Source organism: Gluconobacter sp. P1D12_c (assembly GCF_018812105.1).
GTDB lineage: Bacteria > Pseudomonadota > Alphaproteobacteria > Acetobacterales > Acetobacteraceae > Gluconobacter > Gluconobacter oxydans_A.
Window position 1 is genome coordinate 113996 of the sequence record NZ_JACSIQ010000006.1, and the last position, 22108, is coordinate 136103.

Here is a 22108-nt window from a genome sequence, read left to right on the forward strand (position 1 = left end):
CGTCCGGTCAGTCGTCGTTCAGCAGGATGGCGCCGCTGGTCACAACACGCTCACCTGCTGACAAGCCGGAGAGAACAAGCACATCGTCACCTTCATCATAATTGATGGTGACTTCACGCCTACGAAAAGTGCCCGGAGCAACCTCAACGAAAACTGAAACCTGATCGTTGTTCATCAGCAGCGCGGATTTCGGTACCCGAACAACATCGTTTTCCGAAACACCCAGATTGGCCGAAGCGAACATGCCGGGACGTAGCAAGCCTTCCGTATTCGGGCAGACAACATAAACGTTGAGCCGCCGGGTATCAGGCTTCAATGCAGGGTCTCGTGTTGCAACCGGACCGGAACATGTCTTGCCGGGAAGGGCAGGGAACGTGACATCCAGCGTCGCGCCACCCGTGATGTCAGACATGCGGCTTTCCGGAACAGCAGCAGCGACCCACACGGAAGAGAGATCCAGCAGCGTCATCTGAATGGCCGTTGAGTCCGTAATGTTCTGTCCCACAGCCATGTTGGTTGCTGAGACGACACCATCTACGGGCGAGACAAGCGGCACCTGCCCCTGCGCAGCGTAATCAGAGCGGGCGCCCAGAACCTGCAGGCGCTGATGTGTTCTCAGAGCTTCCGCTTCTGCCTGAGCCAGATCATTGCGTGCAGATTCAAGATCTTTAACGGCATTTCCGCCCGCAGCCAGAACGCCGCGTGCACGGTCATAGGCACGCTTGGAGAAATCCAGTGCAGCACGCGCACGACGATCGTCAGCCCAGGCCTGATCCAGATCGCTGGCTGCAATTGTCGCCAGCACCTGCCCACGTGAAACATGCTGGCCGAGCTGAACGGCGACACTCATGATCCGGCCCGTTGCTGGCGCCAGCACATTGACCTGATGATCAGGCAGAGCAACGACCTGCGCCGGCAGGGTCACTCCAGCTGTATCATGCGACAGGGAAACCGGAGCGACCACAAGGCGTTTCTGCAAAGGGCTGCCATCCCGCAAGACGAGACTACCATTCTGCCGTGCAAACATCGGTTGCTCGGGGGTAGCCGCGTGAGGCGGAGCGAAGAAATAGGTTCTCAAGAAAAGAACAAGGAAAACCAGACCCAGCAGGCCGAGAGCCAGAGCGCTGGCGCGCGCAACACGCATACTTTTTGAAAACCCCGTATCTGCCAGACGACCAATGCCGCAAATGCGGCAGAAGCATAAACCGCCCTGCTATTCCTGAACCCCGACGATTTCATGGCAATCGCTACGTGACATAATCATCGGTCAGCATCACTAGAAGCTGAAAACTCGGATTTTCTAAAGGCTTCCCGCAACATATTGCAAAAATTTTATCGTTTTGACCCAAAAATTACATAAAAAAAGCAGCTCACCCCGTGAAGGATGAACTGCTTTTTAGATCTTGAACCGCAGGAACGGATCAGAAGCGGTATTCGATGCCAGCGGCAACCGTGGTCGGGTTCAGGCTGTCACGAGCGTGAATGTATGGGCCAGAAGCCCCGCCGCGCTCGTTGATGAATGCAGGAACAGACAGCCACATCTGCTTGGCGTCAAAGTTGAAGAACCAGTTGCCTACGAGCTGGTAATCGAAACCGATGTTGGCGGCCGGACCAACCGTGGTGCGCAGATCAAGCTTCTGAACCGCTCCGCCTGCCGGGCTGATGTTGTGGAAGAATGCCAGTGTCAGCCCCACACCTGCATAAGGGTTGAAGCGCTTGTGCGGGCGGAAGTGCCAGGCCAGCGTCAGTGTCGGCGGCAGGACCCACGTGCTACCCAGATCAACCTTGCCGAGAGCTGTGTCTTCAGCGGCAAGCTCATGACGTGTGCTGGCTGCGATCAGATCCAGAGAGATATGATCCGTAAAGAAATACTCAAACGTGAATTCAGGAGCGACCTGGTTGGTTGCCTTGACGCGACCACCGATCACCTTCACGCGGGACGATGTATCCTGCGGAAGAACACCAAGAGCAGACAGACGGATCAGGAAGTCGCCCTTGCCCAGGCCGATCTTCGTGTTCGCACAGGTCTCGAACAGGCCGCAGTGCCCGGATGACGGCGGGACAATGTTGACCTGTGGCACAGGGGCTGCCGTCATGGGAGCGGAAACAGTGGCCTGAGGAGCAACGACAGGAGCTGTCGTCTGAGCGAAGGCAGGAGATGCCACCAGGCCTAGGGCAGCGACCAGCGCAAGAGCTGAAGTCTTCATATTAAAGGGTTTCCATCAACAATAGTTGACCTCACAAAGCACTCCTCCCCCTGCCTCACCTTGACCTGGATCAAGTCTGGGGAATTATGTGCTATGGGTGTGGCGGCACAGCAAATGTTACAGGCCGGGAGAGTTCCAATCATCATGACATCAACGCGTATCCCGGACGAAATCCACGATCGCTGCGCTCATTGCATTGGTCGCGAACACAGTATCTGTAATGCGATTGACGATTGTGATCTTGCTATACTTGCCAGTGAGTCTTCAAAAATGACTGTTCCGGATGGACGGTCATTTATAGAGGAGGGCGAACCAGCCCACGATTTTTTTGTTGTGACTGGTGGCCGTGTCAAACTGTTCACACTTCTTCCGGACGGGCGTCGTCAGATTACCGGTTTTGCTGAAGGCGGAGATTTCCTGGGGCTTGCTGCATCTACGAGCTATGCATTTGGTGCAGAGGCGCTCGGCACTGCGGTTCTGTGTCGTTTTCCCCATGCGTCCATGCAGCGACTCACAAGTCGCTTTCCCAATCTGGAGCATCGACTGCGGCAGGAAGCGTCGCGTGAACTGACCCTGATGCAGGCACGCATGACCCTGCTTGGCCGAAAAACGGCACGCGAGCGTCTTGCCACATTCCTGATGGAGCGCGCGCGCCTGCTCTCCGCGCCAGTGCCGGAGCCTCATGCGCCGATTGAGCTTGATCTGCCAATGCCGCGAACCGATATCGCTGATTATCTCGGATTGACTATTGAAACAGTCAGCCGTGTTCTGAGTGCCTTTAAACGAGAAGGTCTCATAAGCATTCGTGGCATCACTCACATTACAATCATGCAACCTGACCGCATTGCAGCAATTGCGGAAGGCCTCGAATAAAGATTGATTTGTCGGGAAGCCACATTCCCGCCATGAAATGCTGATGTCTTCCCGCAAGACGACTACAGGAGATTTCATGACAAACCGTATTTTCTTTCGTTCGCTTCTTGCTGTCAGCCTGCTGACCGGTTCTGTTTCAGCGGTTTCCAGCGCTTACGCTGCTGACCCGGCTGCTGCTACGCAGAGCACACAGAACGATTTTCTCGGTAACCTTTCCCAGAAAGAAGACAATCTTAACAACCGCGTAAAGAATTACCAGACGCAGTCGGCTGCTTCCCAGGCTGAGCGCACACAGAAGATTCAGGCTCTCAAGAGCCAGTACACGAATGCTCCGGCTAACGAAAAAGCCAACATTCAGAACAAGATCAACAACGAGCGTGACAAGCTGAACACGGCTCGTACCGCCCAGACGGAAAAGGTTCAGAAGCTGCGCAATGCGCCGCAGGAGCAGAAGAACCGTCTGAATGCGCTTGGCAAGAAGAGCCGTAGCGATGCGACGAACTTCCTGAATGGCGGTCTCTGAGACAGCCTCACCAGCCGGAGTAATCCGGCTGGTATCTTGTTAGGTTACAGAGAGCGAAACGCTTTCATAGCACGGTCCCGACCGGCCTGAAGCTCGACAATCGGACGTGGGTACGTCTTTCCCAGAATGACGCCAGCGTGGCGCAGTTCATCTTCCCGCGCATTCCAGGGCTCGAGCAGTGCCTTTCCTGAGAGCTTCTTCAGCTCAGGCACCCATTGACGGATATAATCGCCGTCTGGATCAAATTTCACACCCTGTCTGGTCGGATTAAAAATCCGGAAGAACGGCGCGGCATCAATGCCCGTTCCCGCAACCCACTGCCAGTTCATGGCATTGCTTGCCCAATCCGCGTCTACCAAAGTGTCACGGAACCAGGCTTCCCCTTCACGCCAGTCAATCAGCAGATGCTTCGTCAAAAATGACCCGACGATCATTCTCGCCCGATTATGCATCCATCCCGTCACCCAAAGCTGTCGCATGCCAGCGTCCACAACTGGAATGCCAGTAAATCCCTGTTGCCATGCTTTCAAATCTGTCTGGCTCGTGCGCCACGACATGGATGAAAACTTCGGATTCAGGCTGGTTTCAGGCAGAAGAGGCTGATGGAATAGGGTGTATTTCGCGAACTCTCGCCACCCGATTTCGGAGAGAAAAATCCTCGCGCCTTCTTCGGAAGCCCCTTTACGCTGAATCGCGGCCCAGACCTGCCGCGGAGAGACTGCCCCGGACGCCAGATAAGGGGACAGGCGCGAAGTTCCTTCACGCCCTAGCTCGTCCCGACCGGTTCCATAACGGGTACAGTCATGCTTCAGGAAGTCCTCCAAGTGCTCCTGTCCCTCCGTTTCTCCCGGTTCCCAGTGAGACCGCAAGCCGGCGGCCCAGTCAGGCTGGGTAGGAAGGAGAGCCTGCTCATCGAGCCGATGATCGGAAAGCAGAGTGCTCTCAACAGAGTAGAACGACAGGTGGGACGGCGCATCTACAGGATCAGGAACATCCTGAAGTTGAAACGCTTTCCAGAAAGCTGTGAAAACACGGTAGAATTTTTCTTCTTTCGTGCGAACCCGCTCAGGATCCAGCAGGACAGTGCCCCACTCTGCCGTCACGGAGACACCGTTTTGACTGAGCGCATCAGCAATACGGTCATCCTGTTCACGTTCTTTGGCATGAAGCCGGTGATGCCAGAAAACACAGTTAGCATCGGTTTCTTTTGCAAGCGCAGGGATCAGTGTTTCTGCGGAGCCATGAAGCGTCAGGAGCGATCCATGGTGTTGAGTCAGAGATTTTCTTAGCTCGGCCAGTGCGCCATGCAGCCACCACCGGGATGCCGCTCCCAGACGGTGGAGTGCAGGTGTCTCATCATCAAGAATGTAAACACAGATCAGCGGGCGCCCGGTTTCCACAGCAGCCTGTAGGGCGGGGTGATCGGCAAGGCGAAGGTCATCCCTGAACCAGACGATGATAGGGGATTCTTTAGTCTGTGACGCGCGGGCAAGCATTCGGCTCTCTTTCCGAGGGCATGAAGGACAGAGGATGAAAACCTCGAAAACAGGGCTCACAGAATGCGTGAGCTGAAATTAAGCGTGCTTTGCGTCAGATGGTTTCACTGTTTGTGTCGACGCGGGCAGCGGCTTGTGCTCCCGGCCGGAATAATTGGTGATGATGGTCCGTACAGCGCCTGCGGCTTCTTCAGCAGCCATGATCGCCGTGTCGCCCCACGCATTATCCAGCGAATGAGCTGGAACATCGTGAAGCTGTGTTGCTGCCCCGGCTTCCTTTCCGTCTGGTGTGACGACATGCCAGACGATTTCGATGTGCTGCATCAAAGTTTTATCGACTGTCCCTGCAGTTGTGACCTTCACGACGCCCTGAACCGTAAAATCCGCGTTCTTGGCGTTGGTCTGCACAGAGTTTGTTTTGTCAGGCAGCGAGGCATAGAACGCCCGGGCTAGAGAGGTATTTCCGTCGCCGGGCGCTCCTTTAACGCCTTCAAAATAAATATGAGCAGCTCGGCGCATAAGGCTGTGGGGGTCCTGCTGCATCATATCCGCTTGGATACCTGTCAGGAGATTGGCCAGTTCCGGAGCCTCCTGCATGGCGGCGCCTTTAATGGCCAACGGATCTCCCGCACTCCAGCCTGCCATATCAACCGGTGCGCCATCGCCTTCAGCGCGGGCTTTCCCCTCAGGCGTCATGATGACGTAGTGCGGTACAACGGCTCCGTTGCGCGTGCTTGCGCTCAGTTTCAGCCACCAGTCCCCAGGCTTTTTCGGCTGGGCAATAGCCGGCACCGACTGTGCCACCATGGCTTCCGCAACGTCATGAGCCCAAAGCTTCGCAGCATCATCGGACAACAGGGACTCAGAAGATGTCGGAACGGCCAGTCGGGCAGGAGGCAGGTTTGCCGTTGCGAGCTGCCGGGCCTGTTGTCCCGGGTCCGAGAAAGGGCGGGGCATGCTGAAGCAGCCAGCCAGACAGAGGGGCAGCAGAACAGGCAGGAAACGGCGCATCAGGGCTCCGGAACAGTGATAAAGAGACCGGCGAAGTGTAAGGGATCACTTCGCCGATGTCGAAACTGCGGATCAGCGGCGGATCAGAATGTAATTGATCGTCACATCGATATCGAAGTGGTCGCCCTTCATGTCCGGCGGCACTGGCGGCAGTTTTGCCCCCTGGAACATGCCCGTGGTGGCAGCATCCAGTGAGTAGGAGCCGGACTGGCCCGTCAGCCGGACTGTTTTGACGTGCCCGAATCTGTCCAGAACAACATGGACAGAAGACGGACCATCCTCTCCGGCGCGGGCGGCATCTTCCGGATAATACATGTGAGACCGGATCCAGCGATCAATCTCGCTGCCGTAATCTTCACTGACGCCCTTCACGCTGGTGCGTGTCTGATAAGGCGCGTTAATGGCGCCGTTCATGCTGAGCGGCCCCAGCGACATGTCAATCGGTCCGCCCGATCCCGCTGCGCGTCCACGGCGATGGCGATAGGGCGATGGCTGTTCACCGAAGGACAGATCCATCGGATGGGCGAACGGATTGTTGTTCTGTGACCGGTTAGAGCGATGGGCACGATGACTGTGCGACGCCGTCTGTGTGCTTCTCTGGCTGGGTGCGGCGCCCGGCGTAACCTGCTGAGACGGTGTGGTCTTGGGAAGCTCTGACGACGATTCTTCGGGCACGGGCGGGGCCGACGGCGTTTCAGGCGTCGGTACGGCAGGTGTCGGTGCAGATTGCTGCTGCTCTGGCTGCTGCTGCTCCTGCTGGGTTTCTTCCTGACTCTGTGCAGGCGGCGGTGGCGGAGCGCCCCCCTGATCGTTGGCGCGCGGTCCCTGCATGCTGCTTTTTGAGGGAGGCTGGTCAAAGACCATCTCAACCTGTGGTTGCTCACTTCCTGCAGGTGAACCATGCACGCCCTGATGCTGGGTAAGCAGCAAAGCGAGCACTGCCGCATGAAGGCCAGCAGAAATGCAGAACGGAACAGTCGGCCCCGGTTCCACAATGGTCTGTGGACGCATCATGGGCGTCAGGACGGGACGAACCGGGCTTTTCGCAGGTGGGACATAATCCTTCAGCCGGGACCGGAATCCCTTCGGTGACTGAAGATGTGCATTCACAGGGCGTAAGGACGCAGCGAACAGCTTTGGCTCGCGACGCTCCACCTTGCCATTGGCAGACGGCATTTTCCCGCTCATACGTTGCGGGCCTGCTCAAAAGAGGAAAGGTGGCGGCAAGTCATCGCCAGGCTTTATGCACCAGGGCGGGCGGGTTCGTCATCCGGCAGGCTGGTATCCGGTCTGGGGGTGGGCATTGCGTCTGTCACTATCATGGCAGTAATGGGCAGTTCACGAAAGAGACAAAGCACCATGTTCCTGGCAGGAAAGACAGCTTCATGACAGACAGTCTCATATCGTGTCTTTCCGTTGATCCGGATGTTGCAGCCGCAGTCCGCAGGATTGGTCCATGTCGCCTTCAGGGAAGAGGCGATCAGGAGCCATATGACGCCCTCCTCCGTGCCATCGCCGGGCAGCAGCTTCATGGTGTGGCTGCGCGCCGTATCTTCGGGCGGCTATGCCTTCTTGGCCCTGAGGCGTCCGAGGATGGCACGCCTCCAGCACCTGATGCCCTTCTTGCTTTGTCTGAAGATGCTCTGCGTGCCTGCGGCCTGTCCGCCAGCAAGCAGAACGCCATGCGGGGCGTTGCGCAGGCTCGCTTGGATGGACTTGTGCCAAGCCGACAAGACGCGGAGTCACTGGAAGACGAGGATCTGATCCAGCGGCTCATAACCCTTCGTGGTGTCGGACGATGGACCGTTGAGATGCTGCTAATGCTGACGTTGAACCGGCCCGATGTGATGCCGGTGGATGACTTTGGCGTCCGGGAAGGCTGGCGCCGGATTAAAGGGCTGGACATTGCTCCGAAGCCCAAAGCCCTGAAAATTGAAACGCTCCCCTTTTCCCCATATCGCTCCGCGCTTGCCTGGTATTGCTGGCGCGTGGCGGAAGAAGGACGAAAAACTGCTCCCAACGTGTTGACGGGTTAGTCTGGGGAGTCGGCTGGTGCGTTAAGGAACGCCATCATTTCAGCAATGAAAGGGCGGGGCTGCTCCGCATGCAGCCAGTGACCTGCGCCCTCCAGAGTTTGTATCCGGGCATGAGGAAACAGTGCCATGATCAGGGGGTGGTGCTCCGGCCTGACATAGTCGGAATTGCCACCACGAAGGAACAGAGCAGGCCCTTCATAAGGAATAGCCTGAATTTCAGGCCAATCTTCGATCAGACGTATCCCGTGCGTAATGTTATCAAACCCAATGGCCCAGCCCGGCGTACCGTCTAGGCGAACATTCTGAGCCATCAGTTCCGCGACGGCTCTGCTGCCTGTGACGGGTTCCAGCAAGTCCAGCGCACCACTCCGGGTCAGGTCTGGCGGAAACGTGATGGCATCCAGCCGGGCAATCATGTCGCCATGGCCCTGCTGGGTCCGCGCGGGGGCCATGTCAGCGACCATCAGGCGGACTACACGGTCTGGCTCTGCCAGAGCGAGCATCATGGCAACCTTCCCACCCATGGAATGTCCGACGACCGAAAAGGAAGCGACCCCGAGATCATCAAGGGTTTCCAGCACATCCTGCGCCATGGCGGCGTAGGTGACAGGGCCATGCGGACTGTCTCCATGATTGCGAAGGTCCAGGGCGATCGTGCGAAATGTCTGGGCTGCCTCACGCTGAAGAAAACCAAGATTACGGGCGCGTCCAAACAGTCCATGCAGGAAAACGACCGTTTCCTGTCCGTCCCCGCGTTCGATGGCGTTGAGTTTCATGCATGATCCTTCCATGACAGCGGTTGATCGCAAGCAGCGTTCCAGCCAAACAGAACTACACCTGCCGCCGGGGAGACCTCTTGTCCACCAGTCCCACCCGTAACGAATTGCGTTTTCGCGTGCGTCGCCATCTGCGCGAGCTCCTTCGTCACCCCACTCAGGCCCCCGTGACGCTGCGTGCGATGGTGCGCGCTGACGAGATCTGGCTGACTGTTCTGGCTGCCGTGGTCGGGGGACTGTCCGGGCTGTGTGTAGTGATTGTTACAACCGTCACCCTCTTCCTCCATAGCGAACTATTCGGTCGCGGGAACACTGTGGACGGTCACCTTTCCGGCCTGACATGGCTCCCTCCATGGCGTCTTCTCCTCGTCCTGACACTGGGCGGCCTTGTCCTTGGAATATTCGGTGCGGTGGTTGCAAAAGTCATGCCACGCCGTCCGGTCGATCCCATTGAAGCCAATGCTCTGCATGGTGGTCGCATGTCTGTGCGAGACAGCACCATCGTTGCGCTTCAAACGATCCTGTCCAATGGCATAGGGGGCTCCATCGGCCTCGAAGCAGGCTTTACACAGATTGCCTCTGCTCTTGGGTCCCGCATTGGCCAGTCTTTCCGGGTCCGTCGTGAAGATTTACGCGTTCTGGTGGGCGCGGCTGCTGGCGCGGCGATCGGTGCGGCATTCAACGCGCCCGTGGCGGGAGCCTTTTACGCCTTTGAACTCGTAATCGGCTCTTACTCTCTCGTCAGTCTGTCACCCGTCGCTGTTGCTGCTCTTGCCGGTGTGGGTGTGGCGCATCTGTTCGGTCATATGCCTGCCGCGGTTGTGATTGCAGATCCGGGGACCCTGACGTGGGATGGGAGTGTCAGTGTTGTTGTCATCAGCATTCTGTCTGCTCTGACCGCCATCGGCGTCATGTATTGTGTGACCCAGACCGAGGTTCTGTTTCGCAGACTCCCTGGCCCTGTGTGGCTGAAACCTGCTGTCGGCGGACTGATGGTTGGTGGATTAGCAGTCATTCACCCATCAGTCCTGTCGGCGGGACATGACGCCATGCGAGTGGTTTTTGCGGGATGGATTACGCCCCGTCTGGCTCTCGGCCTGCTGATACTGAAAGCGCTGGCCTCCTGCATTTCCATCGGTTCCGGATTTCGCGGGGGGCTGTTCTTTGCATCTCTGTACCTCGGTAGCCTTGCCGGGACAGTGTATGGCGCGCTGCTTGAATGGATCGGCTTGGCGCCAGTGTCCCTGACGGCTTGTGCTCTGATTGGAATGAGCGCCATGGCCGTGGCCATCATTGGTAGCCCCATGACCATGGTGTGCCTGCTTCTGGAACTGACAGGCAGTATTTCCATGAGTGGTGCAACATTCGTAGCCGCTGTTCTGTCGCTCCTCACAGTGAGACGTCTGTTCGGCTACAGCTTCGCCACATGGCGCTTTCATCTGCGCGGTGAATCCATTCGCTCTGCCGTGGATATCGGGTGGATGCGCTCTCTGAACGTTCGGCGCATGATGCGCGGACAGGTGCGAACCATCTCGTCTGACACCCCCCTGAACCGGGCACAGGCTCTTTTTCCGTTGGGCTCCGCGCAGAGAATTGTCTTGCTGGATCGGGATAGCCGCTATGTGGGAATGGTTAATGTGGCAGAGCTTCAAGCCGTTCCCGCGGCCTCAACGCCTGTGCAGAGCCTCGCCCATTTCGAAAACGCCATGTTGACGCCTTTGCTGACAGTTCGGGAAGCCGTGGAACTGTTCGAACGGGCAGAAGCCGACGCTCTCGTAGTCGTGGAAGATCTTCAATCCCGTCAGGTCGTTGGGATCCTGACGGAACAGCACGCTCTGCGTCGCTATGCCGAAGAGCTTGAGCGCAGTCGCCGAACACTGGCCGGCGAAGAGGGGTCAGCCGTGTGACGGTTCACCCTTGGCATCGACGTCTATGCGCCTCAAAATGACAATCCATTCACAGGAGAACACTCATGTCCAACACCCCTGAAGATCGTCTCGCCGCCCTTGAAATCACACTGCCGGAAGCTGCGGCACCGGTTGCCAACTACGTCACGACTGTCCTGACAGGCAATCTGCTGGTCGTCTCGGGTCAGCTTCCTCTCGTGGATGGCAAGCTGCTCATTACCGGCAAGCTGGGCGACGAAGTCTCCAATCATGCAGGTGTAGCCTGTGCACGCGCATGCCTTATCAACGTCATTTCCCAGGCCAAGGCCGCTCTGGGCGGTGATCTGTCCCGCATCAAGCGGGTTGTGCGTCTCGGCGGTTTCATTGCCTGCACACCGGAATTCACGGAACATGCTGTTGTCATGAACGGTGCGTCCGATCTCGCGGTTGAAGTTTTCGGAGATGCAGGTCGTCATGCCCGCTCTACAATTGGCGTTCCAAGCCTGCCAGTGAATGCACCGGTTGAAGTGGAAGCCCTGTTCGAAGTCGTCTGATTTCACCGGACTGGATGGGCTTCCTGCCCATCCAACTTCATGGACAGGACAGCAAAACGTTGTCTTTTCTATGCCTGATCAACACGTTTGCCCTATGGGTTATGTACGTTTGCAGGATCAGCCGTCATGAGCGCCTCTACTCCCCCACCATCAGAAGCGACTGACTGGACGCTGACGCTTCATGCGTCCATCCATGAAATCGGCCCGGTTGAATGGGATGCCTGCGCCGGCGACGAAAATCCGTTTGTATCTTTCGGATTTCTTTCAGCTTTGGAAGACAGTGGATCCGTCGCGGATCGAACCGGATGGCTTGTCAGGCATGCTGCACTACGCGCTCCCAATGGAACGATTGCAGCGCTCGCTCCTCTCTATGGAAAAGCCCATTCCATGGGTGAATATGTCTTCGATCAGTCCTGGGCCCGGGCCTATGAGGCTGCTGGAGGGCACTATTATCCCAAGTTTCAGTGCGCGGTTCCGTTTTCTCCAGTCCCCGGTCCCCGCCTTCTTATCCGGCCTGATCAGGTGGAACCACAGGCCGTCGCACGAGCGCTGGCATCGGCTTTAATGCAAGCAGCCGGGCAACTAGGCCTGTCCTCCGTACATGCGACATTTTGCGATGATGCCTCGATGGAGGCATTTGAGAGCGCCGGATACCTCAAGCGCCTAGGTATTCAGTATCATTGGCAAAATCAGGGATACGCGTCTTTCGAGGATTTCCTGAATGCCCTGTCATCCCGTAAGCGCAAGGCCATTCGCAAGGAACGTAAAGCGGCCCAGACCGCGGGCCTTACATTCGTGACAAGGCAAGGCGCAGACATTTCCGCTGAGGACTGGAAAGCCTTCTATCGCTTCTATCAGTCTACGGTCGATAGAAAATGGGGGAGTGCTTACCTGTCTGAAAGCTTTTTCCCGATGCTTTCAGAGCGCTTGGGCAATAGTGTCGTCCTGATGCTCGCGCAGCATGAAGGTCGCCCTGTGGCTGGGGCCCTGAATCTGATGGGGAAAGATACTCTCTTCGGGCGCAACTGGGGATGTGACGGAGAGTGGCCCTTCCTCCATTTTGAGCTGTGCTACTATCAGGCCATCGATTTCGCCATTGCCCATGGGTTGACCCGTGTGGAAGCTGGCGCGCAGGGGGAACACAAGATCCAGCGCGGCTATCTGCCAGCTCTTACGCGCTCGGCGCACGCCTTTTTGGATCCGGGACTGGGGAGAGCTGTTGCGGCCTTTCTGGAGGAAGAGCGGAGCGCTCTTCTGTATGAAGCCGAGGCCCTGGCAGCAGGCTCTCCATACCGTCAGGACGACTCGTCCTGACGGGGGCAGTTAACGATTGGGAAAGGGTCTGACAGTTAAGCTTCCTCCATGACAGTGGAATGCCGGAGCTTCAGCCGTGGAGAACAGCACCTATATTGCCCTTTCGCGCATGGATGCCCAGCAACGCGCTATGTCTGTGGTGGCAGACAACATGTCCAATGCTTCCACGGTTGGTTACAAACGCGAAAACGTTCTGTTCAGTGACTACCTTTCCCGGCAGCACGGAAGTACCCAGCCCACAGGCGCTCAGACCCAGGCCTATACTCAGGATCGCGCGACCTATCGTGACTTTCAGCAGGGCGACATGCAGCAGACGGGAAACCCGCTCGATCTTGCCTTGGGTGGAGAGGGGTATTTCCAGGTGCAAACCGACAACGGTGTGCGACTGACACGCGCGGGCCGTTTTGAAAAGCAGCAGGACGGAACGGTAGTTGACGAAAGTGGTAACGCCCTTCTGGACCGGGAAGGGCAGCCCATCGTGCTGCCAGCAACGGATCATCAACTCACCATTTCTTCCGATGGTGTCATAACCACTGAAACCGGTGAAGCCGGGCAGATCGGTATCGTCACTGCACGGGACAACAACACCCTCCAGGCTGAGGGCAGTCATCTTCTCCGATCAGACCAGCCAACTGATGCCGTGGACAGACCTTCGATCCTGCAAGGCATGGTCGAGGGCAGTAATGTGCAGATGATGTCCGAGGTCACGAAGATGATGGATATCCAGCGCAATTTCGATTTCATGGCGCAGTTCGTCAACGCCGAGGCGACACGTCAGCAGAACGCCATCGATAAAATCGTTCAGGTTTCCGCCTGACAGACGTCCTGACGGGACAAGGATTAAAGCCACATGCGCGCACTCGATATCGCTGGAACGGGCATGCAGGCCCAACAGACCAACGTGGAGACCATTTCGAACAACATCGCGAACATGAGTACGACCGGATACAAACGGTCCCGTGCTGAGTTCCAGGATCTCATCTACCAGAATATCCGCCGGGTCGGCACGAGTTCGTCTGATACAGGCACGACTGTGCCTGCCGGAGCGCAGGTTGGTCTGGGCGTGAAAACAGCCGCTATTTACCGCATCAACGATCAGGGTAGTCTTGAACAGACCAGTAACTCTCTGGATCTAGCCGTGCAGGGCAAGGGATACTTCCAGATCCAGCTACCCTCCGGACAGTTGGCTTACACGCGAGACGGCACATTCTCGATGGACAATACGGGATCGCTCGTCACAGCAGATGGCTACCAGCTAAGCCCGACCATCACGATCCCCAATAACGCCCAGAGTGTCAGCATTGATCAGTCCGGGCAGGTCAGCGTAACCGTCGCCGGGCAGAACAATTCAACAGTTGTCGGTCAACTCCAGCTTGCGACCTTCACGAATGAAAATGGCCTGGACGCGATGGGCCAGAACCTGTTCACGCCCACCACGGCCTCTGGCGATGCAATGCTCGGAACCCCGAATACAACGGGTTATGGCAGTGTCATGCAAGGCTATGTTGAGAACTCCAACGTCAATGTTGTGACGGAAATTACAGATCTCATTACGGCGCAGCGCGCATACGAAATGAACAGCAAGGTCATTACGTCAGCAGACGACATGATGCAGACGCTCAACAACCTTGGTGGCCGCTAAGCGTGAAAGGAGGGTGGTGGCAAGTCGGACTGCTGGTGTTTTCAGCTGTAGCAACGGGTTCCGTCCATGCGGCTGCGCTCCGTACGAATATAATTATCGATCATGCTCGTGTTCATCTTTCCGATCTGTTTTCAGGCCTGACGTCAGCGCAGGACGCCGATATCGGAGACGCTCCTGCACTTGGCGCAAGCTATGTTGTAGGTGGCCCGCAACTGACAGCGATTGCTGCACAGTTTGGTGTGGATTGGCCAGATGCATCCCCTTTGGTCTCCACGACGGTGACGCGGGCAACACGCTCAATCGGGGAAGATGATATTTTACCGGTTTTGCGTCAGGGGCTGGATTTGCCTCAGGACGCTCATGTTGAAATTACCCTGAGTGGTTTTCGGTCTGTGTCAGTTCCTGCGCAGGATCAGGCGGCTCCAGTTCTTCTGCATCTGGAGCGTCCACCACGAGGGGGTGGCCATTTCAATGCCCGGATGGAGGTTCCAGCCACATCGGGTGGGAAAGTAACATCCTTTTTGGTGAATGGCTCCGTGACCATGGAGGTCCGGGCCGTGACGCTTCGTCATGGGTTTCATCCTGGGCAGCCTGTGTTGCCTGAAGATGTGAGTGTTACGTTGGTCCGGTCATCCGATGTGCCTGAAGACGCGTTGCAGACCGTTGCTGATGCAGTAGGCCTAGAAGCAAGAGGCAGTCTGTCTGCGGGACAGGTTCTGGCGTCTTCGCAACTTGTGCACCCTCAATTAGTGCGTCGGGGATCACCCGTGGTTTTGTCCTACACCTTGCCGGGAGTTCGCCTGACGGTGTCAGGAAACGTTCTGGAGGCAGGAGGCAAAGGCGATACTGTTCATATTTACAACGCCAACAGCCACATGGTTCTGACGGGGCGGGTTATGGGACGAACCGAAGTAGAGGTCATCCCGGACATTGCTCCTCTTTCAGCGGACAGCCGAAACCGTCCTGCAGCAGTGAACTTGCCGACGTTATAAAAAAGCCTGAAACGCAGTGGCATTTCAGGCTTCAAAATGAAAAGTAGTCCGCTCGTCTGGCTTAACTCTGGTTCTGCACACTGTTGGGCATAGCGCGGTGCTGGAAGAGCTTTCCAATGCGGAGCATCATTCGCCGGACCCATTTTCCAATCGCATCCATCCAGAGATAGACGATCGGGGTGGTATAAAGCGTGAGCAACTGACTTACGATCATGCCTCCGAGTACAGAGACGCCTAGTGGGGCACGCATCTCGCTCCCGTAACCATGTCCGATGATAAGCGGCACAGCACCAAGGGCCGCCGCTAGAGAGGTCATGAGAATTGGGCGGAAACGCGTGATGGATGCTTTGAAAATGGCATCCTTGGGCGACAATCCATCATGGCGCTCTGCATGAATGGCAAAGTCGATCACCAGAATAGCGTTCTTTTTCACAATGCCTGTCAGCAGGATGATGCCGATAACAGCAACAACGCTGAAGGGCATTCCAAAGCACCATAGCCCTATGATGGCGCCAATGCCGGCAGAGGGCAGCGTGGAGAGAATGGTAATGGGATGAATCAGGCTCTCATACAGAATGCCAAGCACAATATACATGACGGCAATGGCTGCTGCGAACGCCAGCAGTGCATTGATCATGACTTTGGTTGTATCGCCCGCTGTCCCCGTGAACTCGCCCAGAACACCTTCTGGAGCATGGGTGCTTTTCAGTGTGTCCTGAATGAGCTGCACGCCCTGAGCATAGGTAACGCCGGGCGCCAGATCGAATGAAATGGCCGTTGAATAATACCCCGAACGATGGGTGACATCGAGCGGCTGCTGTTTCCAGAGAATTGAGGCCACGTTTTCAAGCGGAATCATCTTTTCTGTCGAAGACGATACAGCAGCGCCGCTGGAACTGTTGCCGGAAATCTGGTTGGCCAGTGAGTTCTGAATAGATGCCGTCGCAAGAGCTGCAAACGTGCTTTCAGTCCCGCTGGTGGAGGCTTTGGCTCTAATCAGGTTGGACGCCACACCGCCCGCCGCTGTGCCAGCAGAAGTTGAAATCCAGACCTGATGCAGCATGTTGGGATCAGTTCGATACTGCGGCCCCAGAACCATGACGACCCGGTGTGTCGTCAGGGGAAGGTGGATCGTGGAGACGATGGTCTGGCCGTAGGAATCATACAGAACATTCTGGATCAGCTGCGGTGTGATTCCATACCGTGCTTCCGTATCGCGATGGACCGTGACGTAGGCCGCGATGGACTGGCTTTCCGTTGCGGAAGAAAGGTTGACCAACTGCCCGGATGCACGCAGCGCTCCTAGCATTTTAGGGAGATAGCCTGTCAGGCTGGCAATATCTTCGCTGCGTAAAACATATCGATAAGCACCCGTATTTTTCTGGCTGCTTCCCCCTTGGCTATTGCCGCCGACATTCCAGAACATCACGTCTGCTCCCGGTTCAACAGGAACAGCCTTGCGAATACGGGCCAGCACTGTTGCTACCGGAGCGCGCTCGCTTTTTTCCTTTAAATGCAGGTAGAGCTGGCCGGAGTTTTTATCGTTACTGAAAATGGTCGTGGACGTTACGTCCGGGTCCCGCTGCACGATTGCACCGACAGCACGCAGTCTGCGGTCAATTTCATCAAAGGACATGGTCGCATCGCCCTGGATGCGACTGCCAATCAGGGAAATATCCTGCTCGGGGATAAATTCCTTGGGCATGACGATGACTGAACCCACGAGCAGGATAAAGCTCAGGGGAAGGGTCAGACCCATAAGGATCGTGTGCCGCAGGCACCAGTGCATGGAACGGGCGTAAAGACGCACGAGGCCATCCAGACCCGCTTCAGTAAAGCGCACGATGGCGCCTGTAAGACCCTTACGGGGAGCGGTCCCATGATCAATTTCAAGCATGCGGGCGCACATCATGGGTGTCAGGGTGAGGGACAGCCACATTGAAATCACGATGGCGGAAATCATCGTCATGCAGAACTCGAACATGATCGAGCCCGCAGTTCCCGGCAAAAACAGCAGAGGAATAAACACAGCTACAAGCGAGGCACTGATGGACAGGACCGTGAAACCGATTTCCGACGAGCCAACAATGCTGGCTTCGTAATGATCCATCCCGTCTTCAATGTGCCGCGCAATGTTCTCAAGCACCACAATGGCATCATCGACAACGAACCCGACAGCGATCGTCAGGGACATCAGAGATAGAACATCCAGAGTAAAGTTAAAGTAGGCCATTGCGGCCAGCGTGCCGGACAGGGCAATCGGCACTGTGACGGCCGGGATGACAGTGGTCATGACCCTGCGGAAGAAAAGCAGGATCACCAACACTACCAGAACAACGGAAATGATGAGTGCTTCTCTGGCATCCTCAAGGGCGGCCCGGACGGAGCGAGATGTATCGAGGCCAACAGTCAGTTTGACGCTGCCCGGCAGACCCTCTCGCAGTTTGTCCAGATTAGCGTTGATCCCATCAACGATCGCCACGGTGTTGGCGTGGGGCTGGCCGGAAACAATGAGCGTAATGGCCCGGTGACCATTGATGTAGCTCGTTTGATAGACGTCCTGCACACCATCATAGACGTTTGCGACGTCCTTGAGACGAACGGGATACAGGCCGTTCCGGTAGCCGACAATCAGATCCCTGTATTCGCTTGCTTTGACGGCCTGATCGTTGGTCGACAGCAGCATGCGTGTGCCATGACTGTCGATAAAACCCTTTGGAGTGAAGGCATTGGCAGAGGCGAGGGCCGAGCGGATATTCTCAAGTCCGATGCCCCATTTATACATAGGTCCCGGATTAAGCTCCACGCGAACGGCCGGGTTCGATGAGCCAACGACCTCGACGCGGCCTACCCCTTTGACCTTGGCCAGATAAGGTTTGACCTGAATATTGGCCACATCATAAAGCTCGGCCTGTGTCAGCTGGTCTGTCGTGACACTGAGCAGGTAAACCGGGAAACCACTGCCATCCAGTTTGAAGGCCTGCGGATCATCGTCGAGCGTGCCGGTGGGAAGATCGCTGCGGGCAGCCCGAAGAGCGGCCTGTACGTCTCGCAGGGCACCGTCGATGTTCCGGGAAGACGAGAACTCAATGAAAATCTGCGCCTGACCTTGGCTCGTGTCAGATTCAATGCTCTTCACATCGGCAATGGAGCCAAGACGCCGCTCCAGCGGGGTCGTGACAGAGGTTGCCATCTGCTGTGGGTCCGCACCCGGCTGTGATGCCACGACCATGATGTTGGTTGTGGTGGCATCAGGCATCGTCGCAACAGGCAGAAGAGGATAGCAGATGACGCCGGCCATGAAGATGGCAAGAGACATCAGGATTGTTGCGACGGGGCGGTCAATGAAAAAGCGGCAGAAATTCATGCCGACAGCTTATCCCCGATTATGGTCTTTTGGTCATTACTATTAGGACACGAAAAGTCATTTTCGTACCGTGAGACTGGTCAGTAATCGGGCATTCCGCCCGGTTGGGCAGAGGGCTGCCTGCAGTAGTAAAGTTCAGCCAGACGCGGGGGTAAAAGGTCTGTCAGACGCGCTCCTAACCCAAGCCAGAAGGGAAACACAATTCGCCTCTGACCGCGCAGGGTTCCACGTAAAATGCGACGGACCGCCTCGTCCGTGGAAACCAGCCCCGGCATGTGGAAACGATTGGCCTGTACCATCGGGGTTTCAACAAAACCGCAACAGACGCTTGTAAGTAAAATACCCTGTCGCTCCAGACTGGGCGCACTGGCAACGATAAAGCGATCAATTGCAGCTTTGGACGCTGAATAAGACGGTGTGCCGGGATAAGAGACGAAACTCGCAACTGAAGACATCACACAGATGCGGCCTCGCCTGCCATTTGCATCTGGTTTCTGCTGGCGCATCTGCTCGATTGCTGGAAAAACGGTATTGAGGGCACCTGTCAGATTCGTCTCAAAAATGGCTCTGGCATGTTGTTCCCGTTCCTCGACCAGAGGGATATCCTCGGCGCTAGGAGGAAGGCCTCCAGTCAGACCCGCGCAGGCAAAGACCATGTCCAGTCTGGAGGGCGCAGACTTCTTGATCCAATCCTCCATTTCTGGTTGGTCTCGAACGTCTATAGTGCGCGTCTGAACCGTTGACCCTAAGGGCTCACACTGGGACTTGGTGAGCGCCAGACCTTCCGGATGGATATCGCCTAGAGACAGGACCTGCCCAGGCCGGGAAAGGCGTCGTGCCAATCCCTGACCAATTCCAGAGCCAGCCCCTGTAATGAGGATCGTCATTGTGCAGGGCAGTTGCTCGCGGGCTTCTGTCCGGCAAGGAGGGTTCGTGCGAAACCATGAGCATCTGTGGTGACCGCAGCGAGAGTGCCACTATGGCTGGCACCGCCATAGGTCGTGTGGCTGACGGAGGTGCCCGCTGCACACAGTGCATTTACCAGACGACGCTGCTCGGTTGGGGAGGAATGCAGATCCTGCGCGCCCGTCGCAATCATGACAGGCGTTGAGAGCGACAGAGACGGATATTCAGCCCATTTCAGTGCTGGCGCCAATACAGCATCGGCGCCGGGCTTGAGTGTAGTGGCGGGTGTCAGGCCTGAACGGTGGACCATCGGAAAGAAATCCGAACTGCATGTGCTTGCTGCGTCGTGCATGAGGGCAAGAGCCCGGTTTGTGAAAACAGCGTTGGCATCAAACGATGGGTCGGCCTGAGCCAGAGACGCGCCAAGAGACAGGAGCTCCGGAACAGCTGGGGAAAAACTGCGCGGATTACGAGGATGCAGAAGATCCTGAATGCCCTGTGCATCCAGATAGGGCGGGGCAACAGCGATCGTTCCCAGAATATGCAATTGAGGCGCGTAGGACGCCGCCATCGCAGAGGCTGCCAGAGCCGCCTGAGCGCCTTGCGAATGACCGCTAAGAAGCACTGTCGTTGAGATCGAAGGAAGGCGTTCGTGAGCAGCTCGCACGGAATCCAGGATGCTCATCCCTTCTGAACGAGCATTGAGAAGCAATGCCTCGCCGGGCTCCCCAAGACCCGGATAGTCTGTGGCGACGATCGCAAAGCCCTGTCGCAGCCAGGGACCATAAAAGCGTTCCTGAACAGTCCCGAGGCCCATGACAGAAGGCGCACATGTCAGATGCAGGCCACTTTCTCCATGAGCCCAGGCCAAGACAGGCCACCCACCAGCGGGCGGCTTGCCTGCGGGAACCAGAACTTCCGCTGAAACCCGAACAAGCTGCTTCGGATTACGGGCATCTGCGCTGCGATAAGTGAGACGCCAGGCCTGGCCCGGAACATGGGAAATCATGTGATCCAGACGCATGGCCTGACCCGCTGCCACCGGGACGCTGACGGAATAGGAGTCTCCGTCATCCTGCGATGCACAACCTGACAGGGCTGCACCGAGAGAGGTAAGGCTGAGAAGTGTAGCGCCCATCGTTCGGCGGAAGCGAATGAATGTCATGGTAACTCATGGTCTCCTGAGGAGGAAAACGCATCATAGCAGCGCCGGTTGTCTCCGGGGAGCCATCCTGACTTGGAGGCGAGGCCATCCGGCGCTACAGAAGATGCCACAGAAGACAGAAAGGAACCGATTATGAGCGATACCCCTCCCGACCGCCTGTGCGCCAGCCCGGACAGCCCGTACTACAATGAAGACGTGCTGAACCGCGGCGTTGGTGTTCGCCTCAAGGGCGAAGAGAAGACCAATGTTGAGGAATACTGCATCAGCGAGGGCTGGGCACGTCTGTCTGTTGGCAAGGCCGTGGACCGCAAAGGTCGTCCGATGACCCTGAAGGTCACGGGGACGGTTGAGGCCTGGTTCAAGGACGACGAAAAGGACGCATGATGACGCAGGTCAGCCCCCGCCGGATTATTATCGACACGGATCCCGGTCAGGACGATGCCGTGGCAATCCTGCTGGCGCTGGCCTCGCCAGAACTGCGGGTCGAAGCGATCATGACCGTTGCTGGCAACGTGTCGCTCGCCCAGACCACGAAAAACGCTTGCGCCCTGCTCGAACTGGCAGGGCGTGAGGATGTACCGGTTTTTGCCGGTGCCGCACGGCCTCTTCATAAGGCGCCGATCAGTGCGGAATACGTACATGGTGAAACCGGAATGGGGGGCGCTAACCTGCCAACCCCTCGTCTCCGTGAGCAGCCGATGGACGCCGCTACCCATCTGATTGATGTGCTGCGGAAGGAGCCGAAAGGCGCCATTACGCTGGTTTGCCTGGGTCCTCTGACCAATCTGGCGCACGCCTTGACGCACGCCCCGGATATTGCGCCCAAAATTTCCCGGATTGTCGCAATGGGTGGCGCGCAGCGCGAAGGTGGAAACATCACACCAACTGCGGAATTCAACTTCTTCGTTGATCCCCACGCTGCGAAAATCGTGATGGGTGCAGGCATTCCTGTCACGCTGCTTCCGCTCGATGTGACCCATCGCGCTATCGCGACTCCTGCCCGGCTGGCACCCATTGCCGCGCTCGGAACACCTGTGGGCGATATGGTTGTCCGGATGCTGGGTGCTGAAGACCGCTTTGAGAAGCTGAAATATGGATGGGAAGGCGGTGCACTCCATGACCCGCTGACGATTGGCTGGCTGCTGCGGCCAGACCTGTTCTCCGGACGGGACTGTAACGTCGAGATCGAGATTGAAGCACCGCTTTGTCTGGGACAGAGCGTTGTCGATCTTTGGAAGGTAACTGATCGCCTCCCTAATGCGTTATGGATTGATCACATTGATTCCGACGCGTTCTACACTCTTCTTACCGAAAGACTGGCCCGTCTGGTTTAGGGTCTTCTTTTGTCAGCCCGTGACTC

General features: G+C 56.9%; 20 protein-coding genes. 11 read left to right on the forward strand and 9 right to left on the reverse strand.

Features of this window, described 5'->3' with window-relative positions:
- Positions 1–7: 7 nt before the first annotated feature.
- Both KP705_RS08575 and KP705_RS08580 read right to left on the reverse strand, forming a co-directional pair.
- Positions 8–1144 carry an efflux RND transporter periplasmic adaptor subunit gene (locus tag KP705_RS08575; RefSeq protein WP_046900466.1) on the reverse strand — a complete coding sequence of 379 codons (1137 nt, stop codon included), beginning with the start codon at positions 1142–1144 and terminating at the stop codon, positions 8–10.
- A gap of 277 nt (positions 1145–1421) precedes the next feature.
- Positions 1422–2207 (reverse strand): OmpW family protein, encoded by a 786-nt coding sequence (locus KP705_RS08580; protein WP_046900467.1) that lies wholly within the window; start codon positions 2205–2207, stop codon positions 1422–1424.
- A gap of 270 nt (positions 2208–2477) precedes the next feature.
- Here KP705_RS08580 and KP705_RS08585 point away from each other — a divergent pair, with 270 nt between their 5' ends.
- On the forward strand, positions 2478–3080 hold the full coding sequence (locus tag KP705_RS08585) for a Crp/Fnr family transcriptional regulator (protein ID WP_235271778.1): 603 nt from the start codon (positions 2478–2480) through the stop codon (positions 3078–3080).
- 76 nt (positions 3081–3156) lie between these two features.
- Entirely contained in the window at positions 3157–3603 is a 447-nt protein-coding gene (locus KP705_RS08590; RefSeq protein WP_046900963.1) for a hypothetical protein, read from the forward strand.
- 44 nt (positions 3604–3647) lie between these two features.
- Here the strand turns inward: KP705_RS08590 and KP705_RS08595 are convergent, their stop codons facing one another.
- The 3 genes from KP705_RS08595 to KP705_RS08605 all read right to left on the reverse strand — a co-directional run bounded on the left by KP705_RS08595 (position 3648) and on the right by KP705_RS08605 (position 7298).
- The gene (locus KP705_RS08595) at positions 3648–5099 is read right to left on the reverse strand and encodes a deoxyribodipyrimidine photo-lyase (RefSeq protein WP_046900468.1); all 1452 of its coding nucleotides are present in this window, start codon (positions 5097–5099) and stop codon (positions 3648–3650) included.
- A gap of 78 nt (positions 5100–5177) precedes the next feature.
- Entirely contained in the window at positions 5178–6110 is a 933-nt protein-coding gene (locus KP705_RS08600; RefSeq protein ID WP_046900469.1) for a hypothetical protein, read from the reverse strand.
- 72 nt (positions 6111–6182) lie between these two features.
- Entirely contained in the window at positions 6183–7298 is a 1116-nt protein-coding gene (locus KP705_RS08605) for an energy transducer TonB (RefSeq protein WP_046900470.1), read from the reverse strand.
- A 197-nt stretch (positions 7299–7495) separates the two neighbouring features.
- Here KP705_RS08605 and KP705_RS08610 point away from each other — a divergent pair, with 197 nt between their 5' ends.
- The gene (locus KP705_RS08610) at positions 7496–8146 is read left to right on the forward strand and encodes a DNA-3-methyladenine glycosylase (protein WP_215764311.1); all 651 of its coding nucleotides are present in this window, start codon (positions 7496–7498) and stop codon (positions 8144–8146) included.
- Here the strand turns inward: KP705_RS08610 and KP705_RS08615 are convergent.
- Positions 8143–8922 carry an alpha/beta fold hydrolase gene (locus KP705_RS08615; RefSeq protein WP_215764312.1) on the reverse strand — a complete coding sequence of 260 codons (780 nt, stop codon included), beginning with the start codon at positions 8920–8922 and terminating at the stop codon, positions 8143–8145. The two genes, KP705_RS08610 and KP705_RS08615, sit on opposite strands and share 4 nt — an antisense overlap.
- 131 nt (positions 8923–9053) lie before the next feature.
- On the opposite strand from KP705_RS08615, the gene KP705_RS08620 reads away from it, so the two are divergent.
- From KP705_RS08620 to flgA, 6 genes are all read left to right on the forward strand, one after another.
- Positions 9054–10829, forward strand: a complete 1776-nt coding sequence (locus KP705_RS08620) for a chloride channel protein (protein WP_215764352.1) — start codon at positions 9054–9056, stop codon at positions 10827–10829.
- A 65-nt stretch (positions 10830–10894) separates the two neighbouring features.
- On the forward strand, positions 10895–11362 hold the full coding sequence (locus KP705_RS08625) for a RidA family protein (protein ID WP_010503058.1): 468 nt from the start codon (positions 10895–10897) through the stop codon (positions 11360–11362).
- A 126-nt stretch (positions 11363–11488) separates the two neighbouring features.
- Positions 11489–12676: a GNAT family N-acetyltransferase gene (locus tag KP705_RS08630; RefSeq protein WP_215764313.1), complete on the forward strand. Its 1188-nt coding sequence runs from the start codon at positions 11489–11491 to the stop codon at positions 12674–12676.
- Positions 12677–12752: 76 nt separating this feature from the next.
- Positions 12753–13493: a flagellar basal-body rod protein FlgF gene (gene flgF, locus KP705_RS08635; protein ID WP_203548029.1), complete on the forward strand. Its 741-nt coding sequence runs from the start codon at positions 12753–12755 to the stop codon at positions 13491–13493.
- Between the two features lie 33 nt (positions 13494–13526).
- The gene (gene flgG, locus KP705_RS08640) at positions 13527–14318 is read left to right on the forward strand and encodes a flagellar basal-body rod protein FlgG (protein WP_046900475.1); all 792 of its coding nucleotides are present in this window, start codon (positions 13527–13529) and stop codon (positions 14316–14318) included.
- A 35-nt stretch (positions 14319–14353) separates the two neighbouring features.
- Entirely contained in the window at positions 14354–15310 is a 957-nt protein-coding gene (gene flgA / locus KP705_RS08645; RefSeq protein WP_235271748.1) for a flagellar basal body P-ring formation chaperone FlgA, read from the forward strand.
- 61 nt (positions 15311–15371) lie between these two features.
- Here flgA and KP705_RS08650 read toward each other — a convergent pair whose 3' ends face one another.
- The 3 genes from KP705_RS08650 to KP705_RS08660 form a co-directional block, all read right to left on the reverse strand.
- The gene (locus KP705_RS08650) at positions 15372–18677 is read right to left on the reverse strand and encodes an efflux RND transporter permease subunit (RefSeq protein WP_252348305.1); all 3306 of its coding nucleotides are present in this window, start codon (positions 18675–18677) and stop codon (positions 15372–15374) included.
- 80 nt (positions 18678–18757) lie between these two features.
- A complete protein-coding gene (locus KP705_RS08655) occupies positions 18758–19564 on the reverse strand; it encodes an SDR family oxidoreductase (protein ID WP_046900477.1) in 807 nt (268 codons plus the stop codon).
- A complete protein-coding gene (locus tag KP705_RS08660) occupies positions 19561–20748 on the reverse strand; it encodes a lipase family protein (RefSeq protein WP_046900478.1) in 1188 nt (395 codons plus the stop codon). Before KP705_RS08660 ends, KP705_RS08655 begins: the two co-directional genes overlap by 4 nt.
- 132 nt (positions 20749–20880) lie before the next feature.
- Here KP705_RS08660 and KP705_RS08665 point away from each other — a divergent pair, with 132 nt between their 5' ends.
- Positions 20881–21132, forward strand: a complete 252-nt coding sequence (locus KP705_RS08665) for a DUF3297 family protein (RefSeq protein ID WP_046900479.1) — start codon at positions 20881–20883, stop codon at positions 21130–21132.
- Positions 21129–22082, forward strand: a complete 954-nt coding sequence (locus tag KP705_RS08670; protein ID WP_046900480.1) for a nucleoside hydrolase — start codon at positions 21129–21131, stop codon at positions 22080–22082. The genes KP705_RS08665 and KP705_RS08670 overlap by 4 nt, the downstream gene beginning before the upstream one ends.
- Positions 22083–22108: the final 26 nt, after the last annotated feature.

Coding starts and splice junctions, on each gene's coding strand:
- KP705_RS08600 (WP_046900469.1), bottom strand. CDS start 6,110: ATGCGCCGTTTCCTGCCTGTTCTGCTGCCCCTCTGTCTGGCTGGCTGC.
- flgG (WP_046900475.1), top strand. CDS start 13,527: ATGCGCGCACTCGATATCGCTGGAACGGGCATGCAGGCCCAACAGACC.
- KP705_RS08665 (WP_046900479.1), top strand. CDS start 20,881: ATGAGCGATACCCCTCCCGACCGCCTGTGCGCCAGCCCGGACAGCCCG.
- KP705_RS08660 (WP_046900478.1), bottom strand. CDS start 20,748: ATGACATTCATTCGCTTCCGCCGAACGATGGGCGCTACACTTCTCAGC.
- KP705_RS08630 (WP_215764313.1), top strand. CDS start 11,489: ATGAGCGCCTCTACTCCCCCACCATCAGAAGCGACTGACTGGACGCTG.
- KP705_RS08580 (WP_046900467.1), bottom strand. CDS start 2,207: ATGAAGACTTCAGCTCTTGCGCTGGTCGCTGCCCTAGGCCTGGTGGCA.
- KP705_RS08655 (WP_046900477.1), bottom strand. CDS start 19,564: ATGACGATCCTCATTACAGGGGCTGGCTCTGGAATTGGTCAGGGATTG.
- KP705_RS08610 (WP_215764311.1), top strand. CDS start 7,496: ATGACAGACAGTCTCATATCGTGTCTTTCCGTTGATCCGGATGTTGCA.
- KP705_RS08575 (WP_046900466.1), bottom strand. CDS start 1,144: ATGCGTGTTGCGCGCGCCAGCGCTCTGGCTCTCGGCCTGCTGGGTCTG.
- KP705_RS08595 (WP_046900468.1), bottom strand. CDS start 5,099: ATGCTTGCCCGCGCGTCACAGACTAAAGAATCCCCTATCATCGTCTGG.
- KP705_RS08585 (WP_235271778.1), top strand. CDS start 2,478: ATGACTGTTCCGGATGGACGGTCATTTATAGAGGAGGGCGAACCAGCC.
- KP705_RS08650 (WP_252348305.1), bottom strand. CDS start 18,677: ATGAATTTCTGCCGCTTTTTCATTGACCGCCCCGTCGCAACAATCCTG.
- KP705_RS08670 (WP_046900480.1), top strand. CDS start 21,129: ATGATGACGCAGGTCAGCCCCCGCCGGATTATTATCGACACGGATCCC.
- KP705_RS08590 (WP_046900963.1), top strand. CDS start 3,157: ATGACAAACCGTATTTTCTTTCGTTCGCTTCTTGCTGTCAGCCTGCTG.
- KP705_RS08605 (WP_046900470.1), bottom strand. CDS start 7,298: ATGAGCGGGAAAATGCCGTCTGCCAATGGCAAGGTGGAGCGTCGCGAG.
- KP705_RS08625 (WP_010503058.1), top strand. CDS start 10,895: ATGTCCAACACCCCTGAAGATCGTCTCGCCGCCCTTGAAATCACACTG.
- KP705_RS08615 (WP_215764312.1), bottom strand. CDS start 8,922: ATGAAACTCAACGCCATCGAACGCGGGGACGGACAGGAAACGGTCGTT.